The sequence below is a fragment of the Streptomyces sp. NPDC029151 genome, from assembly GCF_055564315.1.
In genome coordinates this window covers 221,552-236,205 of the sequence record NZ_JBVHWQ010000004.1, presented here as the reverse complement: position 1 = coordinate 236,205, position 14,654 = coordinate 221,552, and the positions used below count along the sequence as shown (strand labels likewise).

General features: G+C 73.2%; 14 protein-coding genes. 6 read left to right on the top strand and 8 right to left on the bottom strand.

All coding sequences use genetic code 11. The features are described 5' to 3' along the window. Window positions 1-21: 21 nt before the first annotated feature. Both ACZ4VF_RS17585 and ACZ4VF_RS17580 read right to left on the bottom strand, forming a co-directional pair. Window positions 22-846, bottom strand: a complete 825-nt coding sequence (locus tag ACZ4VF_RS17585; RefSeq protein ID WP_467926844.1) for a purine-nucleoside phosphorylase — start codon at window positions 844-846, stop codon at window positions 22-24. A 123-nt stretch (window positions 847-969) separates the two neighbouring features. Further along, the gene (locus ACZ4VF_RS17580; RefSeq protein WP_467926842.1) at window positions 970-1,407 is read right to left on the bottom strand and encodes a gamma-glutamylcyclotransferase family protein; all 438 of its coding nucleotides are present in this window, start codon (window positions 1,405-1,407) and stop codon (window positions 970-972) included. 95 nt (window positions 1,408-1,502) lie between these two features. Here ACZ4VF_RS17580 and ACZ4VF_RS17575 point away from each other — a divergent pair, with 95 nt between their 5' ends. Together ACZ4VF_RS17575 and ACZ4VF_RS17570 are read left to right on the top strand one after the other, a co-directional pair. Then, complete coding sequence (locus ACZ4VF_RS17575; RefSeq protein WP_467926841.1) at window positions 1,503-2,951, top strand: NAD(P)H-quinone dehydrogenase; 1,449 nt, start codon at window positions 1,503-1,505, stop codon at window positions 2,949-2,951. Window positions 2,952-3,117: 166 nt separating this feature from the next. Next, entirely contained in the window at window positions 3,118-4,047 is a 930-nt protein-coding gene (locus tag ACZ4VF_RS17570) for a DeoR/GlpR family DNA-binding transcription regulator (RefSeq protein WP_467926839.1), read from the top strand. A 117-nt stretch (window positions 4,048-4,164) separates the two neighbouring features. Here ACZ4VF_RS17570 and ACZ4VF_RS17565 read toward each other — a convergent pair whose 3' ends face one another. Continuing rightward, entirely contained in the window at window positions 4,165-5,937 is a 1,773-nt protein-coding gene (locus ACZ4VF_RS17565; protein WP_467926838.1) for an acetyl/propionyl/methylcrotonyl-CoA carboxylase subunit alpha, read from the bottom strand. Between the two features lie 379 nt (window positions 5,938-6,316). On the opposite strand from ACZ4VF_RS17565, the gene ACZ4VF_RS17560 reads away from it, so the two are divergent. After that, a complete protein-coding gene (locus tag ACZ4VF_RS17560; protein WP_467926836.1) occupies window positions 6,317-6,901 on the top strand; it encodes a hypothetical protein in 585 nt (194 codons plus the stop codon). Here ACZ4VF_RS17560 and ACZ4VF_RS17555 read toward each other — a convergent pair. The 4 genes from ACZ4VF_RS17555 to ACZ4VF_RS17540 all read right to left on the bottom strand — a co-directional run bounded on the left by ACZ4VF_RS17555 (window position 6,873) and on the right by ACZ4VF_RS17540 (window position 9,586). Next, window positions 6,873-7,490, bottom strand: coding sequence for a Maf family protein (locus ACZ4VF_RS17555; RefSeq protein ID WP_467926834.1), 618 nt, complete (start codon window positions 7,488-7,490; stop codon window positions 6,873-6,875). The genes ACZ4VF_RS17560 and ACZ4VF_RS17555 overlap by 29 nt on opposite strands. Window positions 7,491-7,522: 32 nt before the next feature. After that, window positions 7,523-7,651 carry a morphogenic membrane protein MmpB gene (gene mmpB, locus ACZ4VF_RS17550; RefSeq protein WP_467926833.1) on the bottom strand — a complete coding sequence of 43 codons (129 nt, stop codon included), beginning with the start codon at window positions 7,649-7,651 and terminating at the stop codon, window positions 7,523-7,525. Window positions 7,652-7,726: 75 nt separating this feature from the next. After that, window positions 7,727-7,936: an acyl-CoA carboxylase epsilon subunit gene (locus ACZ4VF_RS17545; protein WP_467926832.1), complete on the bottom strand. Its 210-nt coding sequence runs from the start codon at window positions 7,934-7,936 to the stop codon at window positions 7,727-7,729. A gap of 36 nt (window positions 7,937-7,972) precedes the next feature. After that, window positions 7,973-9,586, bottom strand: coding sequence for an acyl-CoA carboxylase subunit beta (locus tag ACZ4VF_RS17540; RefSeq protein ID WP_467926830.1), 1,614 nt, complete (start codon window positions 9,584-9,586; stop codon window positions 7,973-7,975). 110 nt (window positions 9,587-9,696) lie between these two features. On the opposite strand from ACZ4VF_RS17540, the gene ACZ4VF_RS17535 reads away from it, so the two are divergent. Then, on the top strand, window positions 9,697-10,557 hold the full coding sequence (locus ACZ4VF_RS17535) for a biotin--[acetyl-CoA-carboxylase] ligase (RefSeq protein ID WP_467926829.1): 861 nt from the start codon (window positions 9,697-9,699) through the stop codon (window positions 10,555-10,557). A gap of 1,252 nt (window positions 10,558-11,809) precedes the next feature. Next, window positions 11,810-12,934 (top strand): adenylate/guanylate cyclase domain-containing protein, encoded by a 1,125-nt coding sequence (locus ACZ4VF_RS17530; protein ID WP_467926828.1) that lies wholly within the window; start codon window positions 11,810-11,812, stop codon window positions 12,932-12,934. Between the two features lie 76 nt (window positions 12,935-13,010). On the opposite strand, the gene ACZ4VF_RS17525 is transcribed toward ACZ4VF_RS17530, so the two are convergent. After that, window positions 13,011-13,613: a hypothetical protein gene (locus tag ACZ4VF_RS17525; protein ID WP_467926827.1), complete on the bottom strand. Its 603-nt coding sequence runs from the start codon at window positions 13,611-13,613 to the stop codon at window positions 13,011-13,013. Window positions 13,614-13,809: 196 nt separating this feature from the next. Here ACZ4VF_RS17525 and ACZ4VF_RS17520 point away from each other — a divergent pair, with 196 nt between their 5' ends. Beyond that, a complete protein-coding gene (locus ACZ4VF_RS17520) occupies window positions 13,810-14,604 on the top strand; it encodes an enoyl-CoA hydratase/isomerase family protein (RefSeq protein ID WP_467926825.1) in 795 nt (264 codons plus the stop codon). The last annotated feature ends 50 nt before the right edge of the window (window positions 14,605-14,654 follow it).

The window sequence follows — 14,654 nt, the reverse complement described above, 5'->3', positions numbered from 1 at the left end:
CGCCGGTCCGGCCGCCGTTTCCTACAGCTTGCCCAGTACCTGGCCCAGCAGCTGACCCATCCGGGCCGCCGAGTCGCGGCCGGCCTGGAGGACCTCCTCGTGGTTGAGGGGTTCACCGGTCATGCCCGCGGCGAGGTTGGTGACCAGGGAGATGCCCAGGACCTCGGCGCCGGCCTCGCGGGCCGCGATGGCTTCGAGGACCGTGGACATGCCGACGAGGTCCGCGCCGATGACGCGGGCCATGCGGATCTCGGCCGGGGTCTCGTAGTGCGGGCCGGGGAACTGGGCGTAGACGCCCTCCTCCAGCGTGGGGTCGATCTCCTTGCACAGGGCGCGCAGGCGCGGGGAGTACAGGTCCGTCAGGTCGACGAAGTTGGCGCCGACGATGGGGGAGGTCGCCGTCAGGTTGATGTGGTCGCTGATGAGGACCGGCTGGCCGGGGCGCATGCCCTCGCGCAGGCCGCCGCAGCCGTTGGTCAGCACGATCGTCTTGCAGCCCGCGGCCACGGCCGTCCGCACGCCGTGGGCGACGGCGGCGACGCCGCGGCCCTCGTAATAGTGCGTGCGGCCCAGGAAGACCAGGGCGCGCTTGTCACCGAAGGAGTACGAGCGGATCTTGCCGCCGTGCCCCTCGACGGCCGGCGGCGGGAAGCCGGGCAGCTCGGTGACCTGGAACTCGGCGTCGGGTGCGCCCAGGGCGTCGACGGCCGGAGCCCAGCCGGAGCCCATCACGAGGGCGACGTCGTGGGTCTCGGCGCCGGTGAGGGCGCGCAGGCGCGCGGCCGCGGCGTCGGCGGCGGCGTAGGGGTCGCCCTTGATGTCGTCCGGAGTAAGAGATGCGTTCACGCCGATGAGGGTAACCGGTCTTCGCCTACGCGCGTAGATGACAGAGCCCACGGGTTTGGGCCCGTTGCCTTGTCGATTTCCACAAACGGCGGCAAAGAGCGAGGTGAGGCGCGGGGCGCCGGCTCAGCAGGGGCGCTTGCGGAGTTCCATCACATAGTCGTGCGGGGCTCCCGCCGACTCCGCCGCGTCGGCGATCTCGCCCAGGTAGCGCGCCGACGGCAGACCGCCCTCGTAACCGTCGAGGACGTACGCCCAGGCCGGCTCCTCACCGTCGAGCGTGTGCACGCGCACGCGTACCCGGCGGTAGATGCCGAGGCCCACGCCCTCCCACCGGTCGAGCGACTCCTCGTCCATGGGCGCGATGTCGTACAGGCCGACGAAGACCTCGGCCAGGGGGTCCTCGACGAGCGTCGCCAGCGCGCCCTCCCAGCCCAGCTGCTCGCCGCCGAAGGTCAGCCGCCAGCCGCTCAGCCAGCCGGTGGCGCGCAGCGGGGAGTGCGGGGCGCGGCGGGACATCAGGCGCGCGTCGAGGTTGCCGGCGTACGCGGCATAGAGCGACATGGGGAGAGGGTACGGCAGAGCCCCTCGCGTCTCCGGAGCCCCGGGAGCGGTCCGGTGGCGCCCCCGGGCAGTAGCACCTTGAGGCGTGCGGGACAATGGAGTACGTGACTCGGATCGTGATCATCGGTGGCGGACCCGGCGGATACGAGGCGGCCCTGGTGGCCGCCCAGCTCGGCGCGGAGGTGACCGTCGTCGACTGCGACGGTCTGGGCGGAGCGTCGGTGCTGACCGACTGCGTGCCGTCGAAGACCCTTATCGCTACGGCCGAGGTGATGACCACCTTCGACTCCTCCTACGAGGAGCTGGGGATCATCGTCGCCGACGACACCCCGCCGCTGGAGCAGGCGGCCCGGGTCGTGGGCGTGGACCTCGGCAAGGTCAACCGCCGGGTGAAGCGGCTCGCGCTCGCCCAGTCCCACGACATCACCGCCTCCGTGACGCGCGCCGGCGCCCGGGTCATGCGCGGGCGCGGCCGGCTCGACGGCATGCAGGCCCTGGACGGTTCCCGCAAGGTCGTCGTCACCGCCGCCGACGGCACCGAGGAGAGCCTCACCGCCGACGCCGTCCTCATCGCCACCGGCGGCCACCCGCGCGAGCTGCCCGACGCCCAGCCCGACGGCGAGCGCATCCTCAACTGGACCCAGGTCTACGACCTCACCGAGCTGCCGGAAGAGCTGATCGTGGTCGGCTCCGGTGTGACCGGTGCCGAGTTCGCCGGCGCCTACCAGGCGCTCGGGTCGAAGGTGACCCTGGTCTCCTCCCGCGACCGCGTGCTGCCCGGCGAGGACCCGGACGCCGCCGCCGTGCTGGAGGACGTCTTCCGGCGCCGGGGCATGAACGTCATGGCCCGCTCCCGCGCGCAGTCCGCCAAGCGCGTCGGCGACCGGGTCGAGGTGACGCTGGCCGACGGCCGGGTCATCACCGGCTCCCACTGCCTGATGGCCGTCGGCGCCATCCCGAACAGCGCGGGCCTCGGCCTGGAGGAGGCCGGCGTCAAGCTGCGCGAGTCGGGCCACATCTGGACCGACAAGGTCTCCCGCACGACCGCGCCGGGCGTCTACGCCGCCGGTGACGTGACCGGTGTCTTCGCCCTCGCGTCGGTCGCCGCCATGCAGGGCCGCATCGCCATGTACCACTTCCTCGGCGACGCGGTGGCCCCGCTCAACCTGAAGACGGTCTCCTCCAACGTCTTCACCGACCCCGAGATCGCCACCGTCGGCTACACGCAGTCCGACGTGGACGGGGGCAAGATCGACGCCCGGGTCGTCAAGCTCCCGCTGCTGCGCAACCCGCGCGCCAAGATGCAGGGCATCCGGGACGGCTTCGTGAAGATCTTCTGCCGGCCGGGCACCGGGATCGTGGTCGGCGGTGTGGTGGTGGCCCCGCGCGCCTCGGAACTGATCCACCCCATCTCGATCGCCGTCGACAACAATCTGACGGTCGAACAGATCGCGAACGCGTTCACGGTGTACCCCTCCCTTTCGGGGTCGATCGCGGAGGTCGCCCGGCAGCTGCACACGCGCAAGGCGAGCGCGGAGGGCTGACGGGTCCGGCCGACTTCCCGCTGGTCACGGGGAGTTGTGGCGAGTGCGGACGGCATAGTTGGGGCGGGCGGGGCCTATACCACTTCCCGCCCCACCATGCGAACAACTTCTGCTATTCGGCGCAAACTGCTGAAAGCAGACGGTCGCTGGGGTTACTGTCAGTTTCGTGTTCGCTGCTGAACGTCGCCAATTGATCCTCGAAATGGTGCGAGCGAACGGTGCCGTGTCGCTCCGTGAGCTCGCCCGCGTCGTCCAGACCTCCGAAGTGACCGTACGGCGGGACGTGCGCGCACTGGAGGCCGAAGGACTCCTCGACCGCCGGCACGGCGGTGCGGTACTGCCGGGCGGGTTCACGCGGGAGTCCGGCTTTCCGCAGAAGTCTCATCTCGCGACCGCCGAGAAGACGGCCATCGCCGACCTCGCCGCGGGCCTCGTCGAAGAAGGCGAGGCGATCGTGGTGGGAGCCGGTACGACCACGCAGGAGCTGGCCCGCCGCCTCGCGCGCGTGCCGGGCCTCACGGTCGTCACCAACTCCCTGCTGGTGGCCCAGGCGCTGGCCCATGCCAACCGGGTGGAGGTCGTGATGACCGGAGGCACCCTGCGCGGCTCCAACTACGCCCTCGTCGGCTCCGGCGCCGAGCAGTCCCTCCAGGGCCTGCGGGTGTCGAAGGCCTTCCTCTCCGGAAGCGGCCTGACGGCCGAGCGGGGCCTGTCCACCTCCAACATGCTCTCGGCGTCCGTCGACCGCGCCCTCGTCCAGGCCGCAGCGGAGGTCGTGGTCCTCGCCGACCACACCAAGCTCGGCACGGACACCATGTTCCAGACCGTGCCGACGGACCTCATCACCCGGCTGGTCACCGACGAGCCGCCCGCCCACGACGACCGTGCCGCCACGGAGCTGCAGGCGCTCGCCGACCAGGGCGTGCAGATCGCCGTGACGGGGGCGGGCGGAGCGTCTCCGGGGGGTGAACAGGCCCCGGCGCGTCGCGCTCCGCTCCCGGGGCCGAGAAGGGGCATGGCGCTGCGCTCCGGGGCGGGGCTGGGTGAGCCCGCGGCGCCCGAGCGGGGGCGGGTCGCCGATCTGCGGCGGCGCTGAGGGCGCGGGTGCCCGTGCCCCGTAGGGCTCCGGGACACCGCGCCCCCCGGGCGACAAGCGGAACGCCCGGCAGACCGACCGAGGCCGGTCCACCGGGCGTCGCTGTGAAGCGTGCCGTCAGTCCTTGATCTCGCAGATCGCGGCGCCCGAGGTCAGGGACGCGCCGACCTCGGCGGTCAGGCCCTTGATGGTGCCCGCCTTGTGGGCGTTGAGGGGCTGTTCCATCTTCATGGCCTCCAGGACGACGATCAGGTCGCCTTCCTGGACCTCCTGGCCCTCCTCGACCGCGATCTTCACGATCGTGCCCTGCATCGGGGAGGCGAGGGTGTCGCCGGAGGCGACGGGGCCGGACTTCTTCGCCGCGCGGCGCTTCGGCTTGGCGCCGGCCGCGAGGCCCGTGCGGGCCAGGGACATGCCCAGCGAGGACGGCAGCGAGACCTCCAGGCGCTTGCCGCCGACCTCGACGACGACCGTCTCGCGGCCCAGGTCCTCCTCCGCCTCGGCGTCGGCCGGTGCGGCGAACGGCTTGATCTCGTTGACGAACTCCGTCTCGATCCAGCGGGTGTGGACCGTGAAGGGGTCGGCGGAGCCGGTCAGCTCCGGAGCGAACGCCGGGTCCCGCACCACCACGCGGTGGAAGGGGATCGCCGTCGCCATGCCCTCGACCTGGAACTCGTCCAGCGCGCGGGCGGCCCGCTCCAGGGCCTCCTTGCGGGTACGGCCCGTCACGATCAGCTTGGCCAGCAGGGAGTCCCACGCCGGGCCGATGACCGAGCCGGACTCCACGCCCGCGTCCAGGCGGACGCCGGGACCGGACGGCGGGTCGAACCGGGTGACCGTGCCGGGGGCCGGGAGGAAGTTGCGGCCCGGGTCCTCGCCGTTGATCCGGAACTCGAACGAGTGACCGCGCAGCACCGGGTCGCCGTACCCCAGCTCCTCGCCGTCGGCGATGCGGAACATCTCGCGGACCAGGTCGACGCCGGCGACCTCCTCGGTCACCGGGTGCTCGACCTGCAGACGGGTGTTGACCTCCAGGAAGGAGATCGTGCCGTCCTGGCCGACGAGGAACTCGCAGGTACCGGCGCCCTCGTAGCGGGCCTCCTTCAGGATCGCCTTCGAGGCCCGGTACAGCTCGGCGACCTGCTCCTCGGACAGGAACGGCGCCGGAGCCTCCTCCACCAGCTTCTGGTGGCGGCGCTGCAGGGAGCAGTCACGGGTGGAGACGACGACCACGTTGCCGTGCTTGTCGGCCAGGCACTGGGTCTCCACGTGCCGGGGGCGGTCCAGGTAGCGCTCGACGAAGCACTCGCCGCGGCCGAAGGCGGCCACCGCCTCACGCACCGCCGACTCGTACAGCTCCGGGACCTCCTCCAGGGTCCGGGCGACCTTCAGACCGCGCCCGCCGCCGCCGAAGGCGGCCTTGATCGCGATCGGCAGACCGTGCTCCCGGGCGAAGGCCACGACCTCGTCGGCGCCGGAGACGGGATCGGGGGTGCCGGCGACCAGGGGGGCGCCGGCGCGCTGGGCGATGTGCCGGGCGGCGACCTTGTCGCCCAGGTCGCGGATGGCCTGCGGGGGCGGGCCGATCCAGATCAGGCCCGCGTCCAGCACCGCCTGGGCGAAGTCGGCGTTCTCCGAGAGGAAGCCGTACCCCGGATGGACCGCGTCCGCGCCGGACTCGCGCGCGGCGTTCAGGATCTTGTCGATGACCAGGTAACTGGTCGCCGGGGTGTCACCGCCCAGGGCGAACGCCTCATCCGCGGCGCGGACATGCAGAGCGTCCCGGTCCGGGTCGGCGTAGACGGCCACGCTCGCGATCCCGGCGTCCCGGCAGGCCCGGGCCACGCGGACAGCGATTTCGCCACGGTTGGCGATGAGCACCTTGCGCACGATTGAGGCTCCCTCCTTGAAACAAGCCGAGTTTAGGGACTGCCGACACGTCACTTCGACCCGTCCCCCGTGGTGAGCTTGCCCACACGGAGCGTGATACGAGGCTCGCTCGACCCGCCAAAGCCCATGTCGCACCTCGGTACGCAGGACTCCTTCGGAAAACCCTAGCCCTGCCATGTGGCCAAGGTCTCTGTGAGGGCGTGCTGCGGCCCACTCTGTTTCTTTGTCGAGTCCCTACGAATGGCCCAATGATTCTTTGCCGGTGCCCGAACCCTTGTCCCCCGGTTTACCCGTTAGTAGCGTTCACGCTGTCCCGAACGTACCTGGGGTAACAGGCTGTCGGTGTGAGAGTGGGTGGGGCCCGGTGGTGCGCAGACCGGTGGCAGGGTTCGTGGCGGTGGTCCTCCTGGCGGAGGCCGTCTTCATCGCTGCGCTGAACTGGTTCCTCGGGATGGTCGTGGACCGCCAGGGCATGTCCCTGGCCGGCCTCGATCCGGACGTTATGGCGAGGACCTCGAAGATTGCTGGAGTGGTCTTCGGCCTCTACTTCGCGGCGTGCGCGCTGGTGGCCGTGCTCGTGGCGGTACGCGACCGCGCCCCGGCCGGCCTCGGCCGCGTCCTGCTGATCAGCGCGGCCGTCGTGCACGGCCTGCTCGGCGCGTTCGCCTGGGGCCCGGTCGGCTGGCCGGCGTTCCTGTTCATGATGGCCGTCCTCGCGCTGATCGTGCTGCTCCTGGTGACGTACGACCGAGTGGGTGGCGTGGACGGCGGGGCACCCGGCGGCGGTGTGCCGGGACAGGGAGGCGACCCGGAGGCGAAGCCCGAGCCGGACGCCGGGCAGGGCGCCGCGCCCGTCGGCGCGGCCGCGCCGGCGAGCCGTGGGGACGAGCCGCAGGACGGGGACGAGGAGCCGCAGGACACCGTCCCCGCCCGGATCACCGTTCCGGCGCCCACAACTCCGTGATGCCGACCCCCAGTTCCGCGAGGAGCCTGCGGATCAGGGGGAGGCTGATGCCGATCACGTTGCCGTGGTCGCCGTCGATGCCCTCGATGAACGGCGCTGAACGGCCGTCCAGGGTGAACGCGCCGGCGACGTGCAGCGGCTCACCGGAGGCCACGTAGGCGGCGATCTCCTCGTCGCTGGGCTCGCCGAACCGGACGACGGTGGAGGCGGTCGCCGACACGTACCGCTTGGCCTCCGTGTCCCACACGCAATGACCCGTCTGGAGGACACCGGCCCGCCCGCGCATGCTCTTCCAGCGGGCGGCGGCCTCCTCGGCGTCGGCCGGCTTGCCGAGCGCCTGCCCGTCCAGCTCCAGCACCGAGTCGCAGCCGATCACCAGGGCGCCCTGCACCTCCGGCCTGGCCGCCACGACGCTCGCCTTGGCCTCGGCCAGGGCGAGGGCGAGCTCCGCCGGGGTGGGGGCGGTGACGGCGTCCTCGTCGACACCGCTCACGATCACCTCGGGGGCGAGACCGGCCTGCCGGAGCAGGGCCAGCCGGGCGGGGGACTGGGAGGCGAGCACGAGTCGCCTGCGCTGTGTGGCAGTCATGCGGTCAGGTTAGTCAGGGTGCGCCGCCCGGCTCACCTCAGACCGATCACGATCATGATCAGGACCATGGCCAGGGAGATGAGGAAGCCGAGCCGCCGAAGCATGTCCTGCGCGTCGCGCAGCTCCTTCGGCGGCTCGTTCTCCGGGTCTGACCACAGCATCCGTCCAGCGTGCGGCCTCGTGGGGGCCGGGCGCCTGAGTACCGGTACTCAATTGGCGCCCGGCACCGCGGTCCCTCAGCTCGGCCAGTAGGTGCGGGTCCAGGACACCGGGCCCGGCGCGGGCACGCGGTGGGCCGCGATCCTCGACGGGTCGGACCACGCGTCCTTCGGGGGCTCCGCGCCGGACGGCGTCACCGCTGCCGCCGCGGCGCGGGCGCGGACCACCGCCAGGGCGGCGGCCAGCTCCTCCGGAGTCGGGTTGCCTCGTACGACCTTGATGTTCATGACCGCTCCCGGGGTCGGCAGGGCTGGGCGAGGGACCTACAGGGGGATGTTGCCGTGCTTCTTCGGAGGCAGGGATTCCCGCTTGGTGCGCAGCTGACGCAGCCCGCGGACGATGTGCGCGCGGGTGTCGGACGGCATGATCACCGCGTCGATGTAGCCGCGCTCGGCCGCGACGTAGGGGTTGAGGAGGGTGTCCTCGTACTCCTGGATCAGGCGCGCCCGGACGGCCTCCAGGTCCTCGCCGTTCGCCTCCGCCTCCGCGAGGGTGCGGCGGTGCAGGATGTTGACCGCGCCCTGGGCGCCCATCACGGCGATCTGGGCGGTGGGCCAGGCGAGGTTGAGGTCGGCGCCCAGGTGTTTGGAGCCCATGACGTCGTAGGCGCCGCCGAAGGCCTTGCGGGTGATGACGGTGATCAGCGGGACGGTGGCCTCGGCGTAGGCGTAGATCAGCTTGGCGCCGCGGCGGATGATGCCGTCGTGCTCCTGGTCGACGCCGGGCAGGAAGCCCGGTACGTCCACGAAGGTCAGCACCGGGATGTTGAAGGCGTCGCAGGTCCGCACGAAACGGGCGGCCTTCTCGCTCGCCGTGATGTCGAGGCAGCCGGCGAACTGCATGGGCTGGTTGGCGACCACACCGACCGGGTGGCCCTCGACCCGGCCGAAACCGGTGACGATGTTCGGCGCGAACAGCGCCTGCGTCTCGAAGAACTCCGCGTCGTCCAGGACGTGCTCGACCACCGTGCGGATGTCGTACGGCTGGTTCGCGCTGTCCGGGACGAGCGTGTCCAGCTCCCGGTCCTCGTCGCTGACGGCGAGATCCGCCTCCTCCGGGAAGACCGGGGGCTCGGAGAGGTTGTTGGACGGCAGGTACGACAGCAGCTGCTTGACGTACTCGATGGCGTCCTTCTCGTCGCCGGCCATGTGGTGGGCCACGCCGGAGGTGGAGTTGTGGGTGCGGGCGCCGCCCAGCTCCTCGAAGCCGACGTCCTCGCCGGTGACGGTCTTGATGACGTCCGGCCCGGTGATGAACATGTGCGAGGTCTGGTCCACCATGACCGTGAAGTCGGTGATGGCGGGCGAGTAGACCGCGCCGCCCGCGCAGGGGCCGACGACCAGGCTGATCTGCGGGATCACACCGGAGGCGTGGGTGTTGCGGCGGAAGATCTCGCCGTAGGCGCCGAGCGAGGCCACGCCCTCCTGGATGCGGGCACCGCCGGAGTCGTTGATGCCGATGACCGGGCAGCCGGTCTTCAGCGCGAAGTCCATCACCTTGACGATCTTCTGGCCGTAGACCTCGCCGAGGGCGCCGCCGAAGACGGTGAAGTCCTGGGAGAACACGGCGACCGGGCGGCCGTCGACGGTGCCGTAGCCGGTCACGACGCCGTCCCCGTACGGGCGGTTCCTGTCGAGGCCGAAGTGGGTGGACCGGTGCCGGGCGAACTCGTCCAGCTCGACGAACGACCCCTCGTCGAGGAGGAGTTCGATGCGCTCACGGGCCGTCAGCTTGCCCTTGGCGTGCTGCTTCTCGACGGCGCGCTCCGAGCCGGCGTGCGTCGCCTCGTGGATGCGGCGCTGGAGATCCGCGAGCTTTCCCGCGGTCGTGTGGATGTCGATCTCGTGGATCTCGTGACGCTCTTCCGGCTCGGACATCGGGATGCGGCTCCCTGCCTGCTCAAAAGGGGGGACGGTTACTCATCCGTAGAGTAGTGGCGGGCCTACGGATCAGCAGTGCGTCGTTTACCACACCTAGGGTGGCTTGCATGACGCCGCAGAATCCATCAGACGACAGCCGCTGGTCCGACCTGGACCGTCCGCCTCTGAACGCCGTGGCACTGCGGCGCGGGCTGGTCCGGGAGGAGGGCCTGTACCGCGACATCCAGGTCGTGCAGCGGACCGGCTCCACCAACTCCGACCTCGCCGCGCTGGCCGCCGCCGGGAAGGCGGGTGAGGGCGCGGTGCTGGTGGCGGAGGAACAGACGGCCGGCCGGGGCCGCCTGGACCGCCGCTGGACGGCACCGCCGCGTTCGGGGCTCTTCTTCTCCGTCGTGCTGAAGCCCGCCGAGGTGCCGGTGGCCCGCTGGGGCTGGCTGCCGCTGCTGACCGGTGTGGCCGTGGCGACCGGGCTGGCCAGGGCGGCGGGGGTGGACACGGCGCTCAAGTGGCCGAACGACCTGCTGGTGACCGTGGGCGGTCAGGAACGCAAGGCCGGGGGCATCCTCGCCGAGCGGGCCGGGGACGACGGGGTCGTCATCGGCGTGGGCGTCAACGTCACCCTGCGGGAGGACGAGCTTCCCGTCCCGCAGGCGGGGTCGCTGGCGCTGGCCGGGGCGCGGGGGACGGACCGGGATCCGCTGCTGCGGGCCGTGCTGCGGTCGCTGGAGGACTGGTACGGCCGCTGGCGCGCGGCGGGCGGCGATCCCTCGGTGAGCGGGCTCCAGGAGACGTACACGGCGGGCTGCGCGACGCTCGGGCGGGTGGTGCGGGCGGAGTTGCCCGGGGACCGGGCACTGGTGGGGGAGGCCGTGGCGCTGGACGGGGACGGACGCTTGATCATCGCCACGGAGGACGGTGTGCAGGAGCCGGTGGGCGCGGGGGACATCGTCCACCTTCGGCCCGCGTGAGGGTCGTGCCGGGTGGCTGAGGCGCGCCGGCGGTGCGGGAGGGGCGACGGTCGCATGCGGTGCGCGCGAGCGGTGCGCGGTGGGGGCGTCTGCGGTGTGTGCGGCTCGCGTGAGGGTTTGGGTGGGGGTGGGCGTGGGGGTGGGGTGCCTCCGGCGCATGTGCGCGCGGTGCGGGTGGGGCTGAGGTGCCTGCGGTGGGGGTGAGGGGTGTCGGGTGGTGCGGGAGGGTGCCTGCGGCGCATGTGCGTGTGGGGTGCGCGGGCGGGGCTGAGGTGCCGTCGCGGGTGTGAGGGGTGCCGGGTGGTGCGGGAGGGTGCGTGCGGCGCATGTGCGCGCGGTGCGGGTGGGGCTGAGGTGCCGTGCGCGGGTGTGAGGGGTGCCGGGTGGTGCGGGAGGGTGCGTGCGGCGCGGGCGGGGCTGAGGTGGCGTGCGGTGAGGGTTTGGGTGGGGGTGGGCGCTGAGGTGGGGTGCCTCCGGCGCATGTGCGCGCGGTGCCGGTGGGGCTGAGGTGCCGGTGCGGTGGGGGTGAGGGTGGCCGGTGGTGCGGGAGGGTTCGTGCGGCGCATGTGCGCGCGGTGCGGGCGGGGCTGAGGTGCCCTGCTGTGGGGTGAGGGTGCCAGGTGGTGCGGGAGGGTGCGTGCGGCGCATGTGCGCGCGGTGCGGGTGGGGCTGAGGTGCCGTGCGGCGGGTGTGAGGGGTGTTGGACGGGGCTGAGGTGCCGTGCGGCGGTGTGAGGGTGCCGGGTGGCTGCGGTGTGTGGGCGGGAGGGTGCCTGCGGCTCATCCGTGGCCGGGTGGGGGTGCCTGTGACGCCTGCGGTGGGCTCGGGGTCGGGGCCGTGCGGGGGCGGCCGTCCTCGGCACGGCGCGGAACCGGCCGGCTGCCCGGGTCCCCGCGCTGACACGCCGACCGCTGCTGTGGGCGGCCCCCGGCACGCCCCCCGTTCCGCCGTGCGTGGCTGGGGCGCCATCGCGGGTCCCACACGGCCGGCCGAAGGGCGCGGGGAACCGGGCGGTCCGCCGCCGTGGGAGGCGGTGGCCCGGTACGGCCGGCCGCGCCCGGACCGCCCGGACCTGCCTCGATGCGGGAAGCGGGGGAGTTGCCCCCGGGGCGCTCGATGCCGGTGCCGGTCCGCGTGCCCGGTGCGGGGGAGCGGCCGGCCGGCCGGACCCGACGGAGTGAGCTGGCGCACACCTGCCGTAGAGTTGAGGCCGGTCGATACCTGACCGCGGCAGATCGGAAGGGCAGCAGGCGTGACCGTCGACGACACGGGCTCCGGCGCTGGCGGGGACGGCCGGGTTGACCCCCACGCCCCCGACACCGGCGAGGACCCGCTGGCCCTGCGGCTCGAACAGCTCATCCTGGGCGCCGAGCGCCGTTACACCCCGTTCCAGGCGGCCCGCAGCGCCGGTGTCTCCATGGAGCTGGCGTCCCGGTTCTGGCGGGCCATGGGCTTCGCGGACATCGGGCAGGCGAAGGCCCTCACCGAGGCCGACGTGCTGGCGCTGCGCCGCCTCGCCGGTCTGGTGGAGGCGGGGCTGCTCAGCGAGGCCATGGCGGTGCAGGTGGCCCGGTCCACCGGGCAGACCACCGCCCGTTTGGCGGAGTGGCAGATCGATTCCTTCCTGGAGGGGCTGACCGAGCCGCCGGAGCCGGGCATGACCCGGACCGAGGTGACGTACCCGATCGTCGAACTGCTCCTGCCCGAGCTGGAGGAGTTCCTCGTCTACGTCTGGCGCCGCCAGCTCGCGGCCTCCGCCGGACGGGTCGTGCAGACCGGGGACGACGAGGAGATGGTCGACCGGCGGCTCGCCGTCGCCTTCGCCGACCTCGTCGGCTTCACCCGGCTCACCCGCCGCATGGAGGAGGAGGAGCTGGGCGAGCTGGTCGAGGCGTTCGAGACCACCGCGGCCGACCTGGTGGCCGCGCGCGGCGGCCGGCTCATCAAGACCCTCGGCGACGAGGTGCTGTACGCCGCGGACGACGCGGGCACGGCCGCGGACATCGCGCTGCGGCTGGTGGAGACGCTGGCGAACGACGAGACGATGCCCGAGCTGCGGGTCGGCATGGCGTTCGGCACGGTGACCACCCGCATGGGCGACGTGTTCGGTACGACGGTGAACCTGGCCTCCCGGCTGACCTCGATAGCCCCGCGCGACGCCGTCCTCGTGGACAGTGCCTTCGCCGAGGAGCTGATCCGCACCGGCGAGGCGCCCGCCTCGGAGGCGGAGGCGGCGGAGGCCGCCGCGGCCGCCGAGAAGGAGGGCGAGGACCCGCCGGTGTACCGCTTCGCGCTCCAGCCGATGTGGCAGCGCCCGGTGCGCGGGCTCGGCGTGGTCGAGCCGTGGCTCCTCGCCCGCCGCGACGGCCAGTCGTAGGCGCCGGTACCGGGCTGCCGGTGCTGAACGCCGGTTCCGGCGGCCGGTACCGGTCGCCGGTCACGGACGGCCCGTCCTAGCCGCCGTCGAGCACGTCCACGCACAGGCCGATCACCGGGACGCACACCCCGCCCGGCTCCGGCTCGCCGGTGGTGCGGCTCGGGGTGGGGGTCCGGCTCGGCGTGGGGGCCGGGGGCGGGGCGGACGCCGTGGGAGTGGGACGCGGTGTGCCGCGGGGGTCCTGTGTCTCGCCGGGTACGGCGGTCGGCGCGGCCGTCGGTACGGAGGTGTGGCCGGGCGACGGCGCGTCCGTGCGCGGCGCCGTGGGAGCCGGGGGACCGGCCGGTGCGGCTGCGAGGCTCCGGCCGCCCATGACCGAGGTCGCCGAGGGCAGCGCGGTGGGGGCGGCGGCGAGGGTGGCCGAGGTGTTCGCGGAGCGGTCCGGGGTCGTACCGCCCGCTCCGAGGCGGGACTCGGCCTCCGCGGTGCCGGGTCCGCCGGCCCCCGGCTCCGGGGTGACCCGGACCAGACTGAGCACCCCGGCGGCCAGGGCCAGGCCGCCGGCCGCGAGCAGCACCTTGCGGGGGCGGGGTTTGCGGTGCCGTCCGCGCCGTACTCCCGGCGTGCGCTCCGGCGCGCGGTGCTGCTGCGCGCCGGACTGTGCAGGTATCGGTGTCATGGATTCCCTCCCCGCCGCGCGCCGGGGGCGCGCGGCGGAGCGCACGCTATGCGCTCCTGTGGGCGATGTGCGGGGAGACGGCCGGGATGTCACTCGAACGGGCGAACGGGCCTGGACCTCCGGACTTCACGGAACGGGGCGCGGCTGCGATGATCGGGCCGACGGTCAGTTAACCCGCGTTAACCGGAGGGGTGTCATGAGCGAGGAGCGGTACGGGGAGTTCGTGCTGGTGCGGCGGCACGGGCACGTCGCGGAGCTGGTGCTGGACCGGCCCAAGGCGATGAACGCCGTCTCCACGGAGATGGCCCGCTCGCTCGCGGGCGCGTGTTCCGCGCTGGCCGCCGACCGGGACGCCCGGGTGGTCGTCCTCACCTCGTCGCACGAGCGGGCGTTCTGCGTGGGCGCGGACCTGAAGGAGCGGAACTCCTTCACCGACGCCGACCTGGTACGGCAGCGGCCGGTGGCGCGGGCCGCGTACACCGGGGTGCTGGAGCTGCCGATGCCGACGATCGCGGCCGTGCACGGCTTCGCGCTGGGCGGCGGCTTCGAGCTGGCGCTGTCCTGCGACCTGATCGTGGCCGACGGTACGGCCGTGGTGGGGCTGCCCGAAGTCTCCGTGGGCGTCATCCCGGGCGGCGGCGGCACCCAGCTGCTGCCCCGGCGGGTCGGTGCGGCGCGCGCGGCCGAGCTGATCTTCTCGGCACGGCGGGTGGAGGCCGCGGAGGCGGCGGAGCTGGGCCTGGTGGACCGGGTGGTGGAGACCGGCCGCGACCGGGAGGAGGCGCTGGCGCTCGGCGAGCGGATCGCCGCGAACTCGCCCGTGGGGCTGCGCGCCGCCAAGCGGGCCCTGCGGCTGGGGCACGGGCTGGACCTGCGGGCCGGCCTGGAGGTCGAGGACGCGGCGTGGCGCTCGGTGGCGTTCTCGGGGGACCGGGCGGAGGGCGTGGCCGCGTTCAACGAGAAGCGCAAGCCCGAGTGGCCCGGGGAGTAGGGCGCCTCGCCCCGGCCGGGGCGGGACGGTTCGCGGCGCCGGCGGCGCGT